The 14,771-nt window shown below is 43.1% G+C and carries 14 protein-coding genes; 4 read left to right on the forward strand and 10 right to left on the reverse strand.

Going from position 1 to position 14,771, the window contains the following annotated elements:
• Nucleotides 1-58: 58 nt before the first annotated feature.
• From ACRQ5D_RS08395 to ACRQ5D_RS08410, 4 genes are all read right to left on the reverse strand, one after another.
• A complete protein-coding gene (locus ACRQ5D_RS08395) occupies nucleotides 59-952 on the reverse strand; it encodes a hypothetical protein (RefSeq protein ID WP_091174847.1) in 894 nt (297 codons plus the stop codon).
• A 65-nt stretch (nucleotides 953-1,017) separates the two neighbouring features.
• On the reverse strand, nucleotides 1,018-2,247 hold the full coding sequence (locus ACRQ5D_RS08400; protein WP_218134513.1) for a family 16 glycosylhydrolase: 1,230 nt from the start codon (nucleotides 2,245-2,247) through the stop codon (nucleotides 1,018-1,020).
• A gap of 41 nt (nucleotides 2,248-2,288) precedes the next feature.
• Nucleotides 2,289-4,166, reverse strand: coding sequence for a glycoside hydrolase family 30 beta sandwich domain-containing protein (locus ACRQ5D_RS08405; protein WP_091174850.1), 1,878 nt, complete (start codon nucleotides 4,164-4,166; stop codon nucleotides 2,289-2,291).
• A gap of 857 nt (nucleotides 4,167-5,023) precedes the next feature.
• Entirely contained in the window at nucleotides 5,024-7,276 is a 2,253-nt protein-coding gene (locus ACRQ5D_RS08410) for a transglycosylase domain-containing protein (RefSeq protein ID WP_091174852.1), read from the reverse strand.
• Nucleotides 7,277-7,391: 115 nt separating this feature from the next.
• On the opposite strand from ACRQ5D_RS08410, the gene ACRQ5D_RS08415 reads away from it, so the two are divergent.
• From ACRQ5D_RS08415 to ACRQ5D_RS08425, 3 genes are all read left to right on the forward strand, one after another.
• Entirely contained in the window at nucleotides 7,392-8,480 is a 1,089-nt protein-coding gene (locus ACRQ5D_RS08415; protein ID WP_090532765.1) for an Mrp/NBP35 family ATP-binding protein, read from the forward strand.
• A gap of 31 nt (nucleotides 8,481-8,511) precedes the next feature.
• Nucleotides 8,512-8,790 carry a NifU family protein gene (locus tag ACRQ5D_RS08420; protein ID WP_090532767.1) on the forward strand — a complete coding sequence of 93 codons (279 nt, stop codon included), beginning with the start codon at nucleotides 8,512-8,514 and terminating at the stop codon, nucleotides 8,788-8,790.
• 120 nt (nucleotides 8,791-8,910) lie between these two features.
• Nucleotides 8,911-9,540, forward strand: a complete 630-nt coding sequence (locus ACRQ5D_RS08425; RefSeq protein ID WP_091174856.1) for a hypothetical protein — start codon at nucleotides 8,911-8,913, stop codon at nucleotides 9,538-9,540.
• Nucleotides 9,541-9,618: 78 nt separating this feature from the next.
• Here ACRQ5D_RS08425 and ACRQ5D_RS08430 read toward each other — a convergent pair whose 3' ends face one another.
• From ACRQ5D_RS08430 to modA (ACRQ5D_RS08455), 6 genes are all read right to left on the reverse strand, one after another.
• Nucleotides 9,619-9,993, reverse strand: coding sequence for a hypothetical protein (locus ACRQ5D_RS08430; RefSeq protein ID WP_431199397.1), 375 nt, complete (start codon nucleotides 9,991-9,993; stop codon nucleotides 9,619-9,621).
• 256 nt (nucleotides 9,994-10,249) lie between these two features.
• Nucleotides 10,250-10,594 carry an ATP-binding cassette domain-containing protein gene (locus ACRQ5D_RS08435; RefSeq protein WP_432328650.1) on the reverse strand — a complete coding sequence of 115 codons (345 nt, stop codon included), beginning with the start codon at nucleotides 10,592-10,594 and terminating at the stop codon, nucleotides 10,250-10,252.
• Nucleotides 10,591-10,875 (reverse strand): ATP-binding cassette domain-containing protein, encoded by a 285-nt coding sequence (locus tag ACRQ5D_RS08440; protein WP_431199399.1) that lies wholly within the window; start codon nucleotides 10,873-10,875, stop codon nucleotides 10,591-10,593. Before ACRQ5D_RS08440 ends, ACRQ5D_RS08435 begins: the two co-directional genes overlap by 4 nt.
• Nucleotides 10,872-11,543 carry a molybdate ABC transporter permease subunit gene (gene modB, locus ACRQ5D_RS08445; protein ID WP_091174864.1) on the reverse strand — a complete coding sequence of 224 codons (672 nt, stop codon included), beginning with the start codon at nucleotides 11,541-11,543 and terminating at the stop codon, nucleotides 10,872-10,874. Before modB ends, ACRQ5D_RS08440 begins: the two co-directional genes overlap by 4 nt.
• Nucleotides 11,544-11,558: 15 nt before the next feature.
• Nucleotides 11,559-11,963, reverse strand: coding sequence for a molybdate ABC transporter substrate-binding protein (gene modA / locus ACRQ5D_RS08450; protein ID WP_431200973.1), 405 nt, complete (start codon nucleotides 11,961-11,963; stop codon nucleotides 11,559-11,561).
• Nucleotides 11,918-12,232 (reverse strand): molybdate ABC transporter substrate-binding protein, encoded by a 315-nt coding sequence (modA, locus tag ACRQ5D_RS08455; protein ID WP_431199400.1) that lies wholly within the window; start codon nucleotides 12,230-12,232, stop codon nucleotides 11,918-11,920. Before modA (ACRQ5D_RS08455) ends, modA (ACRQ5D_RS08450) begins: the two co-directional genes overlap by 46 nt.
• A 623-nt stretch (nucleotides 12,233-12,855) precedes the next feature.
• On the opposite strand from modA (ACRQ5D_RS08455), the gene ACRQ5D_RS08460 reads away from it, so the two are divergent.
• The gene (locus tag ACRQ5D_RS08460) at nucleotides 12,856-14,757 is read left to right on the forward strand and encodes a 7TM diverse intracellular signaling domain-containing protein (protein WP_091174867.1); all 1,902 of its coding nucleotides are present in this window, start codon (nucleotides 12,856-12,858) and stop codon (nucleotides 14,755-14,757) included.
• The last annotated feature ends 14 nt before the right edge of the window (nucleotides 14,758-14,771 follow it).

Below are 14,771 nucleotides of genomic sequence, written 5' to 3' on the forward strand. Positions count from 1 at the left end.
AACTGTAATATAGATATTTATATTAATTCAGCACCGAACGACGACGATTTTTAAATAATTAAAAAGAAATTTTCAAGCCCCCAAATGCCCTAAAGCCATTTCTGTACGCCCCGTTCATCTGCGTTTTATCCACCTCGCCACTATTGAGATAAAGTTCATCGGTACCATTACCTGTTTGCCAGTGCAGATATCCACCACCGGCCTGAATGGCTATGTGATTTGTGATTGAATAAGCCAATGAGCCGTTCATATTTAACCCATACCCGTTGGCATGGTGCCGGTAGCTAACCGGGTGTTGAAAAGTGGTAATGAGGTTCCAGTTGCCCCAGGCATTATAACCTACCTGGTTGTAGGTGATATCGGCATTAACTTTCAGCTTTTCAGTAAGTTTTAAAGATGCAATGGCTTTAATGAATACGCCTTTCCATTTAGTTTGGTAGCTGCTGTTCAAGTTCGGAAAGCGGTTACCGATACCATATAAATAAAGGGACTGCCGATTATAGCTGTATCCTGCATAAGGACTAAATCTAAATAGCTCATTATCAATTAGCTTGTACCCGACACCAAGCGCCAGGCTCTGTGTATTCCCTTTGCCAGCATCAAATGTTTCATTATAGGTATTACCGGTACGGTTATCAGTGCTATAGTCCGAATCATTTACCGAACCCGAGGTGATAAATTGCCGGGCGTAATCTGAATAAATGTTAAATCGTTGATATACATTATATTGTAATGAAGCTCCAACACTTTGCCCGCTCAGCTTTGTCCATTTCAGTTCTGAAAAAACATTGGGGCTTTGACCATTGCTATTGCCAGCTATCGACCAGTGAAAATTCTCGCGCTGATAGCCATCGGTAAGATTAAACTCCAATTTGCTCCCGGCCGACTGAGCATATAACTTATGCAAGCCTATTATTAACCACAGAAAGCAAAAGCCGGTGAATTTTTTCATGGCAGGTTTATATAGCAAGTAAGCCTGCCCTTTTAAAAAGAGCAGGCTAAATATATCATTTTAAATTATTGATTTACACCGAAAGCCTCCCAGCCCGATGCTGTTGCACGGTTACACGTCATGGGCTGTGTGCCGTTTTCGCTGGAAATAAACTTGCCGTTGTTGCCCCTGAAAGTAATTTTACCATCGGTGGTAGGCACCCAGTCAAATTTTTCCCAATCGCCTATGGTAGTGCGGTTACAGGTAATGGCTTGTGTACCGTTTTCGCTTGATACGTATTTACCCATCGCCTGAAGAGCTACCTTACCGCCCCCGGCATCAACTACAGTAAATTGCTCCCATGCTGATGCAGTGGCGCGGTTACAATTCATGGGTTGTGTGCCATTTTCGCTGCTAACATATTGGTTATTAAAACCTTTTAAAGTGATAGTTTGACCAATAGGAGGGTTTGTGCTGCTGCCCGACAGGTCATAAACCCGTACATAATCAACCACCATGTTGCAAGGCAATGCACTATCATTGATGGTATTACCCGGCAAATCTCCGCCTATGGCGAGGTTAAGGATAATAAAGAACGGATTATGAAATGCGCCGGTATTGTTGATATTATTGGCAATATTACCGGTTACATACAGCGTATTATCCACATACCAGCGGATAGAATTGGTATCCCACTCAACCGCGTAGGTATGGAAACCTGTTGGCGTGGTGGTAGTGCTGCCTCCATATTGTACGTGGCCGCCGTTGTTGTACCAGTGCATAGTGCCTAAAATAGTACTGGAGGTGTTTACCTGCTCCATGATATCTATTTCGCCGCATTGTGGCCAGCCTACGGTTCCGATGTTTGCGCCCAGCATCCAAAATGCCGGCCATGTACCTTGTACCGCCGGCAGCTTAATACTTGCCTCAATACGACCATAGGTAGGCTGGAATTTGCCTGCTGTAGTCAATTTGGCTGATGTATAGGGCTGGCCTCCAACGGATTGCTTGCGGGCAGTAATGGTAAGGAAACCGCCTGATACCGTGGCGTTTGCCGACTGGTAATATTCTTTTTCGTTATTGACATTGGGGTTGCCGTTATCAATGTTCCAGTTGTTGGTGTTAACGCCGGTGCCGTTAAACTCATCGCTCCATACCAGTGTGCCTGCCCTTGGCGTGGTTGTTGATCCTGCCGTTTCATCGGCTGTTTTAATGGTAGGTGAGGTTTTGTTCAGGTCCTTGCTGCAGGACGAAATTAAAAGCATTAATGCCGATGCAGTAGCGGCACTCTTCGCAAAATTTAAAAGTTGTTTCATAATGATAGTATTGGTAAATAATTGATTGGTTTCGTAAGTAATTATTGGTTTACACCAAAAGCTTCCCAACCTGATGCTGTTGCACGGGTACAGGTCATGGGTTGTGTACCGTTCTCGCTGGATATAAATTTGCCGTTATTGCCGCGGAGGGTAACCTTGCCATCGGTTGTGGGGATCCAGTCAAATTTTTCCCAGTCGCCAAAGGTTGTGCGGTTGCAGGTTATGGCCTGTGTACCGTTTTCTGACGATACGTATTTATTCATGGCCATCAAGGCTATTTTGCCCCCACCGGCATCAACCACTGTAAATTGTTCCCATGCTGAGGCGGTAGACCGGTTGCAATTCATGGCCTGCGTGCCGTTTTCGCTGCTTACGTACAGGTTATTAAAGCCTTTAAAAGTGATGATTGAACCTATGGGCGGGCCTGATGCTGAACTTTGGGTGCCGGTCCATTTAAAGGTTGCTACAGCGCCCGCGGCTAAAGTGTAAGTAAAAGATTCCGCACCCCATTTAACTTTAAAGCTTACGCTTGATGAACCATTGTTAAGCGCGATGAGTACCTTGCTGCCATCGGAATTTTTGAAGGCCACGGTTTGGATACTGCCTGATAAATTGGAAGAAATCCGCACAGCTCCGGGCCGTACAAAACGCGATGCGTGACCAATAATGTAATAACCAACATTACGGGTGATAGAAGTACCGCTAATAGTGATACCACCCAAACAGGTACTGCAACCACCCGGTGTATGCGGATTGTTGTTTGGGTCGGAGGCCAGGTTCCACTCTAAAACATTGCGGCTCCAGTTGCGGGTAGCGCCAATAATGAGTGTATTAATATGCCATGACAAATCGCCGCCAAAATTGCTTGGTGCGCCAACCCATTGCTCGGTGAAATAAACGTTTTTGTTGGGATAGGAGTTGTGTACATCAGTCAGGGCGCTGATATTGCCCGCATACAGGTGAAAAGCTGAACCGTCAACATAAGGATTTGCGCCGCCATCAGCTAACACGGTTTCGGGATAATCAATCCTGTCGGTATTGTGGTCATAGGCAATGATTTTGGTTTGAAAGCCTGCCGCCCTGATTTGCGGGCCGAGGTTGTTTTTAATAAAATTGGCCTGCTCATCCGGCTGCATTACCATACTTGGGTTGTTGTATGGGTTAAGCGGTTCATTTTGAGGGGTAATGGCATCAATGGTAATCCCCTGTGCCTGCATGGCCTGCAGGTATTTTACAAAATAGCGGGCATAGGCGTCATAATAACCTGCTGCTGTATTGAGGCTGCCGCCGGTATAGCCGTTATTGCCCGTGGTGTTTACCTTCATCCAGGTAGGGGCTGTCCATGGAGTGGCTATAATTTTAATAGACGGATTTATGGCTATGATCTTTTTCAGGATCGGTAGCAGGTCCTGGTTTTCGGCGCTGATACTGAAGTTGTTCATGTTAAAATCGCCGGCCGTTTGGTTGTAGGTGAAATCGCTTGAGCTAAGATCGGAGGCACCGATGCTGATCCGGATATAGCTGATCCCGATCTGGCCGTTAGCCGTGCCGAAAAGCTCGTTAAGCACATTGGTTTGGTTGGCGCCAAGGCCGTTAAGTAGTCCGGCACTGCCCCCGGTTAAAGTAAAGCCGAAACCGTCTATTCCCTGGTAGGTTTGGTTTTCGTCTACTGTAATGGTTGTTGCATTAGTGCCGGCATCGGCAGCGAAATTGAAACTGGCTTGTGCCTGTAAAAGCTTTGACTGATCGGCTGTGGTAACCCAGGCATTCACTACTTCGTTAGCGGCCCGTGCTACGGTGCCGATTGTTTTTTGATTGGGTGCTTCGTTGTTGTTCACATTCTTTTTACAAGAGTAAAAAGCAGCGGTGGAGAGCAGGGTGAGGACTGCGAACCGCTTTAATTGGTAATTGATTTTCATTGAGTTGTTTATTTAGTTGATTGATATTCAAAAAAATATCACATAAGCTCCCTATGCAACAATTCAATATTTGTAACAATATTTAACTGTTGCTTAAGAATATCAAAGCATTGGTCAGGGTAAATACGCCCGACCGTTACTGTTTCACATGAAGCAGGTTTATGCGTAGCTTAAAATTGGCATTACAAATCTACAGTAATTTAAACGGATCAATCAAGAAAAATGTTCATAATTAATTGATTTATAGTATATTATGTTTAATTTAATACGCTTGCATCACAGTGTTTAAAAGGACAAAAATTAGTTTAAATGGCCTGTGCAACGTTTCTGTTGCGATGAATTTTTTTGGTGATACGCTTATTTCGCAATTAATTTTAAGGAAAAAATAGAGGAGGGTAGCCCCGGGCTATATATGCGCGTATATATTTAGACACGAATAGATTTAAAACGATGATATTATCGTTTTGTGAATGTTATTTATGTGCCTATTAAAATAAAAACTATGGGCCTTAATATAGGCTAAAAGCGAAGGCGCTTTACGGCAGCGAGCACTATATATGCGCGGATATATTTAGATTGAATTAATCTGTAAACTTTTTTAGTACGGTACCAGGTGTGGAGGGATTGGCATTCTGAGTGATTAATCCATGGACTCTGAAGGTGAAATGACAAAAGAGGGGCTGTCAGTCTGAGCTTGTCGAAGACTCGCGCGCAGAGGCCTACCCACCATGCTTCGACGGGCTACCCATTTTTTAATTATGTTATGGGTAGCTCAACGCGGCAATCGCATACGATACAGGACGAATATGCTTCCGTGCGATTGCCGCGCTGCGCAATGACATCTTGTTTACTGTCTCCTACGGCATCTTATCTTTCAATTCTTTTTCCTTTTCCCGTTCTTCATCCTTCAGCCGCCGTTTTTCCTGCCGTACGTCTTTTCGTGTCCGGCCGCCGGTGGTATCAACAGCGTCAATCTTGAGTTTATATTCAGCTTTAAGTGCTTCTATCTGGGCTTTGATCTGCTCTTTTATCGTTTGTTCTTTTTGTTTCAATTTTTCCTCGGCCTTTTCTTCGGTGGTATCTTTTTTACCAAAAAGGCGCTGGAAAAAGTTAGGCCTTTTTACAGGCTCTTCAACAACTGGCAAAATACCATCGTCATCTGCTCCGCCTTGTTTCATAAGGCTATCAGCAGTAGCAGTATCAACAGGGGCAATCTGCCGGCGCAGACCTTCCCTTAACCGCACTTCGTAAAATCCATAAGCATTGGTATCCCGGGCGGTATATCCCTTCATCGCCATCAGTTTACCAATCAGGTTAAAGTATCCATGCAGTCCCGGTCGTAAGGTACCGTCAGGCTGAAAGGCGTATAAACCGCCTTTAGGGTAGGGGACAATGCTGGCCAGGTAAATACTTTCTCCCAAACTAAGCTCAGACGGCGATTTGCCAAAGTAATAATGCGAAGCCTCGCCAATACCGTAAATATTACGGCCCCATTCAATAATGTTAAAGTAAACTTCCAGCATCCTGTCTTTGGTCATGATGCGGTTATTTTCAATAAGCCATACAATCAGGATCTCCTCTATTTTGCGCGACAGGGTTTTCTCCCGGCTCAGGTAGGCGTTTTTAACCAACTGCTGCGATATGCCGCTGCCGCCGCGTTTGTATTTTTTTGTTTTAAAATCGGTAGCTATTGATTTACGGATGGCCTCCATTACAAAGCCATGATTGGTGTAAAAAGATGGATCTTCGGCCGTCATTACCGCGTTTCTCAAATTAGGTGAGATTTGCTGCAGCGGCGTAAACTCCGGGTTTTCGGGGCCTATCAGGTGTGGGGCCATTGGTTTGCCCTTTTCATACGGTGTATATACAAAGGGGCTGTTAAGCTTGGTTAAATCGGTGCGTCCAAATTTCAGGATCCGGAAGTTATCTTTATCCATGCCCGAATCAAATATCAAATCATCGGGTTTTGATGAATCCATGTAAAAATTCATGTGATAATTCAGCTTGCCCGCAACCTGGATGCCGTCAAGGGCGTCAAACATCCCCGTAGGAAACGAATCGAAAATATCGGCCGCATTAAGCCAGCCGGTATTGAGCTTCAGCTCATAAATTTTTACCGGGTTAAGCGTATACTTAATGTATGGGTGCGCCGTTAATTTTTTAATATGGATAAGCGAAGTACTATCGATGGATATGTAATTAGTGCCTACTTTAACATCGGCATCAATAGCAGCCGCCGGCAACACAATATCAGTAGATGAAATGCCCGGATGGCGAATAAGCAGGTTTTTAACCGACCATGAACCCGAGATCCTGGTTTCACCGCTGCTGTGGTCTTCCTCGGTTAGTTTTGTTTGCAGTGTATCAAAATTAAGCTTCAGGTTAAATTTCTTTTCAATGATAGGCAGCTCTACTTTTTTGCCATCGGCATAAAGCATTACGTCGATATCCTTATCCGAAGGGTGCATTTTGCCGGCGAAATGCCAGGTGGCTTCCCCGTCATTAACCTTTATGGTTGAGCTCAGTTGCCCGTCTTTGATCAGTGCTGTTTGCGCTAAAAGTTTAAGTTGATCGCTGTCGCTCTTAAAACTGATCCTGAAATTATGGAGCGATAAGTTATCCGGGATCTTATAAAGCAGCTGGTTGATCAGGTTATCGGCAAGATGGCTCAAATCGGCTTTGGTATCGGTGGCTGTTGAGTCCTTTTTCTTTTTGAAAAGAAAATCGAAATTCTTGACCCCGTTTTTATTAACAAGGCTAATGAAGCCATCCTGCAATACCACATCTGATAGTTTTACCTCACCAAGCACCAGCGGCATTATCCGTACACTTACCACAAAATTTTTGATGTTCAGTAAGCTATCGCGGCCATCCGGTACGATGCTGATATCCGAGAATGAAACGGTGCTGAGGCCGGTAAACTTAGCCGATCCTATTTTTACATCTAAATTATAATCCCTCTTTGCTTTTAATTTAGCTTTGTCAATGGCTTTTTCGAGCAGGGCTCCACGTTTTGAGTAGGCAACATATCCGCCGATAAGCAGAATAAGAATTAAGGGAACGAGAATGTATGCGGCTATGCGTATATATTTAGGATTAAGGCGCTTCATTTGTTAATTTTATCCAAAACTAAACTAAATCTTATCCCCTGCAAACGGTTGTTTTTGCAAATTGTTTCCTGATAAACTTAATCAACCACCTGTTTTCATAAATTTGCCTCATATTATGACAATTACTAAAGAACAAGTTTTACAGGCACTGGGCAACGTTGAAGAACCGGATCTGAAAAAAGACCTGGTAACGCTTAACATGATCCAGGATATTCATATTGATGGCAACAACGTTAGCTTCTCGGTGATATTGACTACGCCGGCCTGCCCGCTTAAAGCCATGATTGAGAATGCCTGCCGTAATGCTATCCTGCATTTTGTAAGCAAAGAGGCCGTTATCAATATCAACATGACCTCGCGTGTAACTACTCAAAAAAATACCGGGGTTCCGGGTGTAAAAAATATCATTGCCGTAGCTTCGGGCAAGGGTGGTGTTGGTAAATCAACGGTTGCGGCAAACCTTGCTTTGGGTCTGGCGAAATCTGGCGCAAAGGTGGGAATGATCGATGCCGATATTTACGGTCCATCGGTACCCATTATGTTTGGCCTGGAGGGTGCCCGCCCAATGGCCAGCCAGGTTGATGGCAAAACCCGAATTGAGCCGATTGAAAAATACGGCATCAAATTACTGTCTATCGGTTTCTTTACCGATCCTAATCAGCCGGTGCCATGGCGTGGGCCAATGGTATCTACCGCTGTAAAACAACTGTTCAATGATGCCGACTGGGGCGAGCTGGATTACCTGGTGATCGACCTGCCGCCGGGTACAGGCGATATTCACATCACGGTAACGCAAAGCTTCCCGGTAACGGGCGCTGTAATTGTTACCACGCCGCAAAATGTAGCCCTGGCCGATGCTAAAAAAGGTATTGGTATGTTTATGATGCCGGCTATTAATGTGCCTATACTGGGGGTGGTTGAAAACATGTCATACTTTACACCTGCCGAACTGCCCGAAAACAAGTATTACATATTTGGTAAAGGCGGTGGACAAAAACTGGCGGCACAGCTTGATGTTCCGTTCCTGGGCGAAATCCCGCTGATTAAAGGCATCAGTGATTCGGGCGATGCCGGTAAGCCAACGGTGCTTGAAGAAGACGGCCCAATGACCGCTGCTTTTGTGAAAATGGCCGAGCGTGTTGCCCAGCAGGTGGCCATATCAAATGCCAAAGCATTGAGTGCAGAAAATATTGTAAATAATTAATAACTTTACATAACGTTATAAATTAATAAAAATGAGTTTATTAAATCAGGTTGAAGCAGCTTTAGATACTATCCGTCCGTATTTGGAGGCTGATGGGGGGAATGTTTCTGTTGAGGAGATAACTCCTGAAAATGTCGTTAAATTAAAGCTGTTGGGTTCATGCGGATCATGCCCAATGAGTATCATGACCCTTAAAGCAGGTATTGAGCAGGCTATTAAAAAAGCTGTGCCCGAAATTACCGCCATTGAGGCCATAAACCTAACGGACATTGATGACCCCAATGCCGTGCTTCCCGAAAATTTAAGGTAGTTGTTAAGATTTGTTAAATCCCCGGTTCAATTGGGGGATATGACTTATTTTTGATGAAGTTTAAAAACTATTTTGACCCTCGCAGCGTAATATATGTTGAGCTAAGTAGTTAATGGTTTTATGAAATATTTATTTGGTTTACTGCTGTTATTTGTTTCAATGGGCGCTTTTGCACAAAGCAAAGATCGCCCCGTTGTGCAATTTACCGGTATTACACATAATGCCGATAGCGTAAAGATCACTATCCCTTATGTAACCATTACCAATACTTCGGCACATAATATTATTAACGTATCAAACTATAAGGGATACTTTTCATTTGTTGTACATGAGCGCGATACCCTTCGCTTCACCTGCGTTGGCTATGCCCCGGTTACCGTGGTTATCCCGTCCAATCTGCCAAATGAAAGTTATACTACCCAGGTATCCCTGAAAGCTCAGATCATCAACCTGCCTACATTTCACGTGTTTCCATGGGCAACTACAGATGAGTTTAAAAAAGATTTCCTGGCTATAAAACTTGCTGATGACGATTTGGAGATTGCCCGCAAAAACATCAGCAAAGCAACCCTATCGGCCTTGTATAACACTTTGCCCCGCGATGCCCAGGAAATACAATCGGCCAATGCGCAGGCTATGCACACCAGCATCCTGAATTCGCACTCGCTTACACCCAATCCGCTGTTAAACCCGTTGGCATGGGGTAGCCTCATTAAGTCGATATCTGACGGAGATAAGAGTAGTAAGTAATCAAGATTTAAACGTTACCACCCGGCTGGAGCTAAGCGGCGGCGGAATTATTCCATGACATAAAGCTCCTTTTGGTAATTATTGAGCGGGATAAAAATGATTCTTTATTTCATTCACAAAACTTTCGGCCACAGCTTTATTAATCATCGCTATTGCTTGTTTGCTTGAATAATTCCCGGTTAAAGAAACATGCCCCATGGTAGTAAGCTGCACCGGAGCTTTAGATTGTATATCATTCAGATTACCTACGGCGGTATAATCAATTGATTTATAAAAAGGTACCCATAAGGGTCCCGTTTCTAACGAATTGACGTTGATGATAATGGGTGCTGCTTTATTAATTTCTTTATAAAGTGTATCCTTTTTAAATAACACAATTACGGATAAATCGCCTTTGCTCCCTTTTGCTGATATTGCCGAATCTTTTCTAAATCCCTCCGGCCAATTAGCCATAACACTGTAGCTTCCTTCGGTCTTATTATAACTAAACGTCGTATTCTTGAATATGACAATGATCAAAAGGAATCCAATTGCTATAAAAATGTTTTTTTACGAGATTGCATAGTAGATACGGTTTAAGTAAAAAGGGGTATCCCTTATAACTCATAGGATGGTTTGAAATAGAATTTGTTACAGGATCCTGTAGTATAATCTGAATAAAATCAGCACAAGCAATACCTGGATGATCAGAACAATTTAATCTGATATATCAAACCAATCCCTCAAAATCCATCACCTCGCCCTCAAACATTTCCAACTCCTGCAAATTATGACTTACAATAATAGTAGTGATACCCATTTGCTTAATTAAATATCTAAGCTCAGCTATCAGGCTTGTTTTTACTTTATTATCCAGTGCCGAAAATGGCTCATCCATTAAAAGCAATTTAGGTTTAATAGCCAGGGCCCTCAAAATGGCCAGTCGTTGTTGCTGTCCTCCTGAAAGATGATTTGGTTTGTGATTAGTAAACTTATCCAATTGACCTAACGACAATAACTGCTTTATCCAATCTGTATCATTTGTGGCATATTCCAGGTGTTGTTTTGCGGTCATGTTCGGAAACAGGCCATAGTTTTGAAACACAAAACCAACATTTCTTTTTGAGGAGACAGGTTGATTTTTTCCCTCGAATCAAACCAGGTAACACCATTAGCCATGATCACCCCATTTTCAGGTGTCCCCAATCCGGCTATCATTTTTAATAAAGTGGTTTTTCCTGAACCGGACGGCCCTAAAATTTTTATGATACTTCCTGTATTAAATTGCCGGTTTATTTTCAGCAATTGTCCGCCATGATAGGCTTTCAGTTTTATTTCAATATCAATGCTGATCATGCTATGGGGCCTTTCGCCTGGTATTTATTGAATATAAAAACAGCTATCACCAAAATGAACGTAATGGAGAATAAAATCAACGAATAATTATTGGCCGAGGCATAGTCCATCTTCTCTACCGAATCATATACCGCAATAGAAGCTACACGGGTAACACCGGGGATATTGCCGCCAATCATCAGCACAACACCAAACTCGCCCAGCGTATGGGCAAAGGTTAAAACCGCGGCGGTTAATAATGATGGTTTGATGTTGGGCAGCAGTACATACCTGAACGTTTGCCATTCGGTTTTTCCCAATGTGTATGACGCTTCGGCTAATGAAACCGGCAATTGCTGCAGAGCAGATTTTACCGGCCCCACCATAAAAGGCATACTATAAATTACCGAAGCCAGGATCAGCCCCGGAAAGGAAAAAACCAGTTGTACATCAAAAGTATCATGCAGCCATTTCCCTAAACCATGCTGCGGACTAAAAGCCAGCAGCAGATAAAAGCCCAGTACCGATGGCGGCAATACCAAAGGCATAGTAATAATTGCTTCGGCAATGATCTTGATAAAAGATCGCCCCCTTGAAAGCCACCAGGCAAATGGCAGCCCGATAAGCAGTAGCAAAAGCGTGGTGATGCCTGCTAATTTTAATGTGAGCCATATGGGCGATAGGTCCATCGATAAAAATACAAATTATTGTACCCTATAACCATACGCTTTAAAAATACTTTTAGCCGCCGGGCTTAAAATGTACCGGTAAAATTTTCCGGCCGCAGGATTAACCGCTCCGTGTTTCAGGATCACGATGCCCTGCAGTATGGGGTCGTAGGTTTTGGGATCGACGACCATATAAAACAGCGGTGTTTTATTTCTCAGTTCCTTTACCAGCGATTGGGTAGTGAAACCGATATCGGCCACGCCTGTGGTAATGTAAGTATTTACCTGCGATATGCTTTCTCCATAAACGGCCTTCGATTTGGCATCATCCAAAATCCCCTTATCCCTGAGCGATTGCTCGGCGGCTCTACCATAAGGCGCTATAGCCGGGTTTGCTATGGCGATTTTTTTATCCTTGCCGAAAGCAGCAGGCGTTCCCAGTTTTCAAAACCAATGTTTTGCGTACTGCAAATGATCAGGCTGCCCGAGGCATACACTACCGGTTTTTCCTTTGCAAAACCATTTTTAAACAGCATTTCGGGAAAAGTCATATCTGCCGATAAAAACACATCAAACGGCGCGCCGTTGCTGATCTGAGCTACCAGCTTACCCGATGAACCGATAACGACATCAATAGTAATTCCTGTTTTTTGCTTAAAATCTTTTTGTAAAACCGCCATTACCGGCTGCAGGTTAGCAGCGGCCGCCACCCGGATATTTTGGGCGTTTACGGTTAAGCTTGCTGTAAATAGCAGGGCGAATAAAAAAAGAATGCTTTTTTAAGCCCGGCATTGTAATGTTCGCTTTGCATCTGTTTTATAGTTTTTAGCTTGCAGGCAACAGTTTTCGTTTTGGTAATGAAGCACATCGTGATTTTTAAGAAGCGATATTTTAATGCCCTAACACTACAAATATACGCTTGTTATAACCAATAGCGGTTCATATATTAGTCATGTTAAGTTATCTGATAAATCAAATTTTAACAATGATAAAACGGTCAGGCGCCGTGCGCACCGGCTTTAAAGATACGCCTGAAGAGAAATGCCATTGTTGTTTTTTAGGCGTAGCCCTTTAATATGAAATAGATGGAAAAACCGCTTCGAACACTTTAGTAAATGGGCTTATCACTATTTATGCATAGTAAATCCCGGATATTAACAACAAATAGCTAAAAATTAACATTTTAAATAACTGTTTAATGTACTTTTAATAGGAATAGAAAAATAAAAATATTATAATTGTATCCGGCCTGACGCTAACCAAACAACCATTTTTTTCGCGCCTGTAGTGAAACCACCATTACAGGTGCGGAATACATCCATTTCCCAAGCCTATGTTTAAACTTTTACTGAGATCTTTTATCGGTATTATATTGTTTTGCTTATGCTTTTCAACAGGCATAGCTCAAACCACGGTTCAAATAAACGACAAAGTAAACCAGCACATTTTTGAATATAAGCAGATAGTTTATTTTGAGGACACAACCGGAAAACTCGGCCTCGATGATACTCGCGATGCTTACTTAGCAGGCAAATTCGCAGTTAACCATGAACCTACCCCGGTTACCCATCACAACAATTCGGCTTACTGGTACCGCATAAAAATTGGCAAGGCCAATGCCACCAGCAACAACTGGATCCTGGAGTTTTTTGATCAAACTATCGACAGTATTACCGTTTATTCGCCCGTTAAAAATACTTACAGGGCAACGTCGCTTGGCAGTAGCCGTCCTTTTGCCGCGCGCTTTTACAAACACAAAAACTTTAGCTTTAATATCAACAGCAGCCAGGGGCCCGATGATGTTTATTATATCCGCATCCGTTCGGGGCATTCGGTTAATGTGATCATGGTATTGCGTACGGTAAGCCGCTTTATTGGTTACGCGCTCGACGAATATTTTTTCTTTGGTGTTTTTTACGGTATGATCCTGGTTTTTGGCCTGTACAATTTCATGATGTTCATAGCCATGCGCCAGGTACAGTACTTGTATTACATCATTTATAACTTAAGTATTGGCCTTTATGAAATGTGTGCCGATGGCATAGCTTACCAGTACATCTGGCCAAACTATCCGGGCTGGAACAATTACGCGTATGGTATCGCCCTGTTTTCGGCCAGTATTTTTGCAATCCTTTTTGCCCAAAAGCTGCTCAATTTAAAAGTTAATGCCCCGCGATTAAATAAAGTGATCAAGTGGGTGATCATTTTCAGGTGCATTTATTTCCTGGCTTGCATTGCCATTAATATGGCCTGGTTTAACTACAAGATTATCGAGTTTTTGCCGCTGTGCATTTCTTTTTATGCGGGCTGTTATGTATTGATAAAAGGGTACAAACCGGCGCGGTTCTTTGTTATCGGATATACGTTTTTACTTACCGGCTTTGTGATTAAAAGCTGTATAGCACTAAATATTTGGTGGCTGCCCGTTACCGAGTTTGATTACTACAGCCTTAGTATTTGTTTTATTATGGAGATGCTGTTCATCTCTTTTGCTATAGGAGATAAAGTGCGGATCCTTAAAAAGGAAAAGGATGTTGCCCAGCAGGATATTATAGCCCAGATGAAGCAAAACGAAGAGCTGAAAGATATCCTGAACCGCAGCCTTGAAGCCCAGGTGCAGGAACGCACCCGCGAGCTGGTTGAAAAGTCATCAATGATAGCGGAACAAAATGAGGAGCTAAAATCAGTTAATGAGCTGCTGCAACAACAGGCCGAAGAGATCTCGCGCATGAATGTGCTCCTCGAAAAAGACAACATTATCCTGCATAATGATATTGAAAAAGTAACACACGATAGGGTAATGCTCACCGAAGTTGACTTTGAAGAGTTTAGCCGTATTTATCCCGACAGGGAAACCTGCTTCAAATTCCTGTCCGATCTGAAATGGGAGCATGGTTACGCCTGCCGCAAATGCAGCAATACGCATTACGGCAGCGGGCATCTGCCTTACAGCCGCCGGTGTTCAAAATGTGGTTATGAAGAGTCGGTAATAGCTTACACCATATTGCAAAACACCCGGATCCCTATCAATAAAGCTTTTTATATGATCTTCCTGATGTATTCAACCAAGGGTAAGATCTCGTCACATAAACTTTCCGAAATTCTTTCCATCCGCCAAAGCACCTGTTGGGCTTACAGCTCGCGCATTAAAAAAGTAATGGAGCAGCGTAAAAAAGAGATCAAAAACGCGGGGAATAAAGGGTGGAGTAAATTAGTGATCGACATGACTGCTTAGCAATCATGATCTTT

The sequence above is a fragment of the Mucilaginibacter sp. P25 genome, from assembly GCF_050859465.1.
Taxonomy (GTDB): domain Bacteria; phylum Bacteroidota; class Bacteroidia; order Sphingobacteriales; family Sphingobacteriaceae; genus Mucilaginibacter; species Mucilaginibacter gossypii.

Excerpts from the sequence above, each read along its gene's own strand:
- ACRQ5D_RS08395 (WP_091174847.1), bottom strand. The coding sequence starts at position 952 with ATGAAAAAATTCACCGGCTTTTGCTTTCTGTGGTTAATAATAGGCTTG.
- ACRQ5D_RS08400 (WP_218134513.1), bottom strand. The coding sequence starts at position 2,247 with ATGAAACAACTTTTAAATTTTGCGAAGAGTGCCGCTACTGCATCGGCA.
- ACRQ5D_RS08410 (WP_091174852.1), bottom strand. The coding sequence starts at position 7,276 with ATGAAGCGCCTTAATCCTAAATATATACGCATAGCCGCATACATTCTC.
- ACRQ5D_RS08420 (WP_090532767.1), top strand. The coding sequence starts at position 8,512 with ATGAGTTTATTAAATCAGGTTGAAGCAGCTTTAGATACTATCCGTCCG.
- ACRQ5D_RS08405 (WP_091174850.1), bottom strand. The coding sequence starts at position 4,166 with ATGAAAATCAATTACCAATTAAAGCGGTTCGCAGTCCTCACCCTGCTC.
- modB (WP_091174864.1), bottom strand. The coding sequence starts at position 11,543 with ATGGACCTATCGCCCATATGGCTCACATTAAAATTAGCAGGCATCACC.
- ACRQ5D_RS08415 (WP_090532765.1), top strand. The coding sequence starts at position 7,392 with ATGACAATTACTAAAGAACAAGTTTTACAGGCACTGGGCAACGTTGAA.
- ACRQ5D_RS08425 (WP_091174856.1), top strand. The coding sequence starts at position 8,911 with ATGAAATATTTATTTGGTTTACTGCTGTTATTTGTTTCAATGGGCGCT.
- ACRQ5D_RS08440 (WP_431199399.1), bottom strand. The coding sequence starts at position 10,875 with ATGATCAGCATTGATATTGAAATAAAACTGAAAGCCTATCATGGCGGA.
- ACRQ5D_RS08435 (WP_432328650.1), bottom strand. The coding sequence starts at position 10,594 with ATGACCGCAAAACAACACCTGGAATATGCCACAAATGATACAGATTGG.
- ACRQ5D_RS08460 (WP_091174867.1), top strand. The coding sequence starts at position 12,856 with ATGTTTAAACTTTTACTGAGATCTTTTATCGGTATTATATTGTTTTGC.
- ACRQ5D_RS08430 (WP_431199397.1), bottom strand. The coding sequence starts at position 9,993 with ATGGCTAATTGGCCGGAGGGATTTAGAAAAGATTCGGCAATATCAGCA.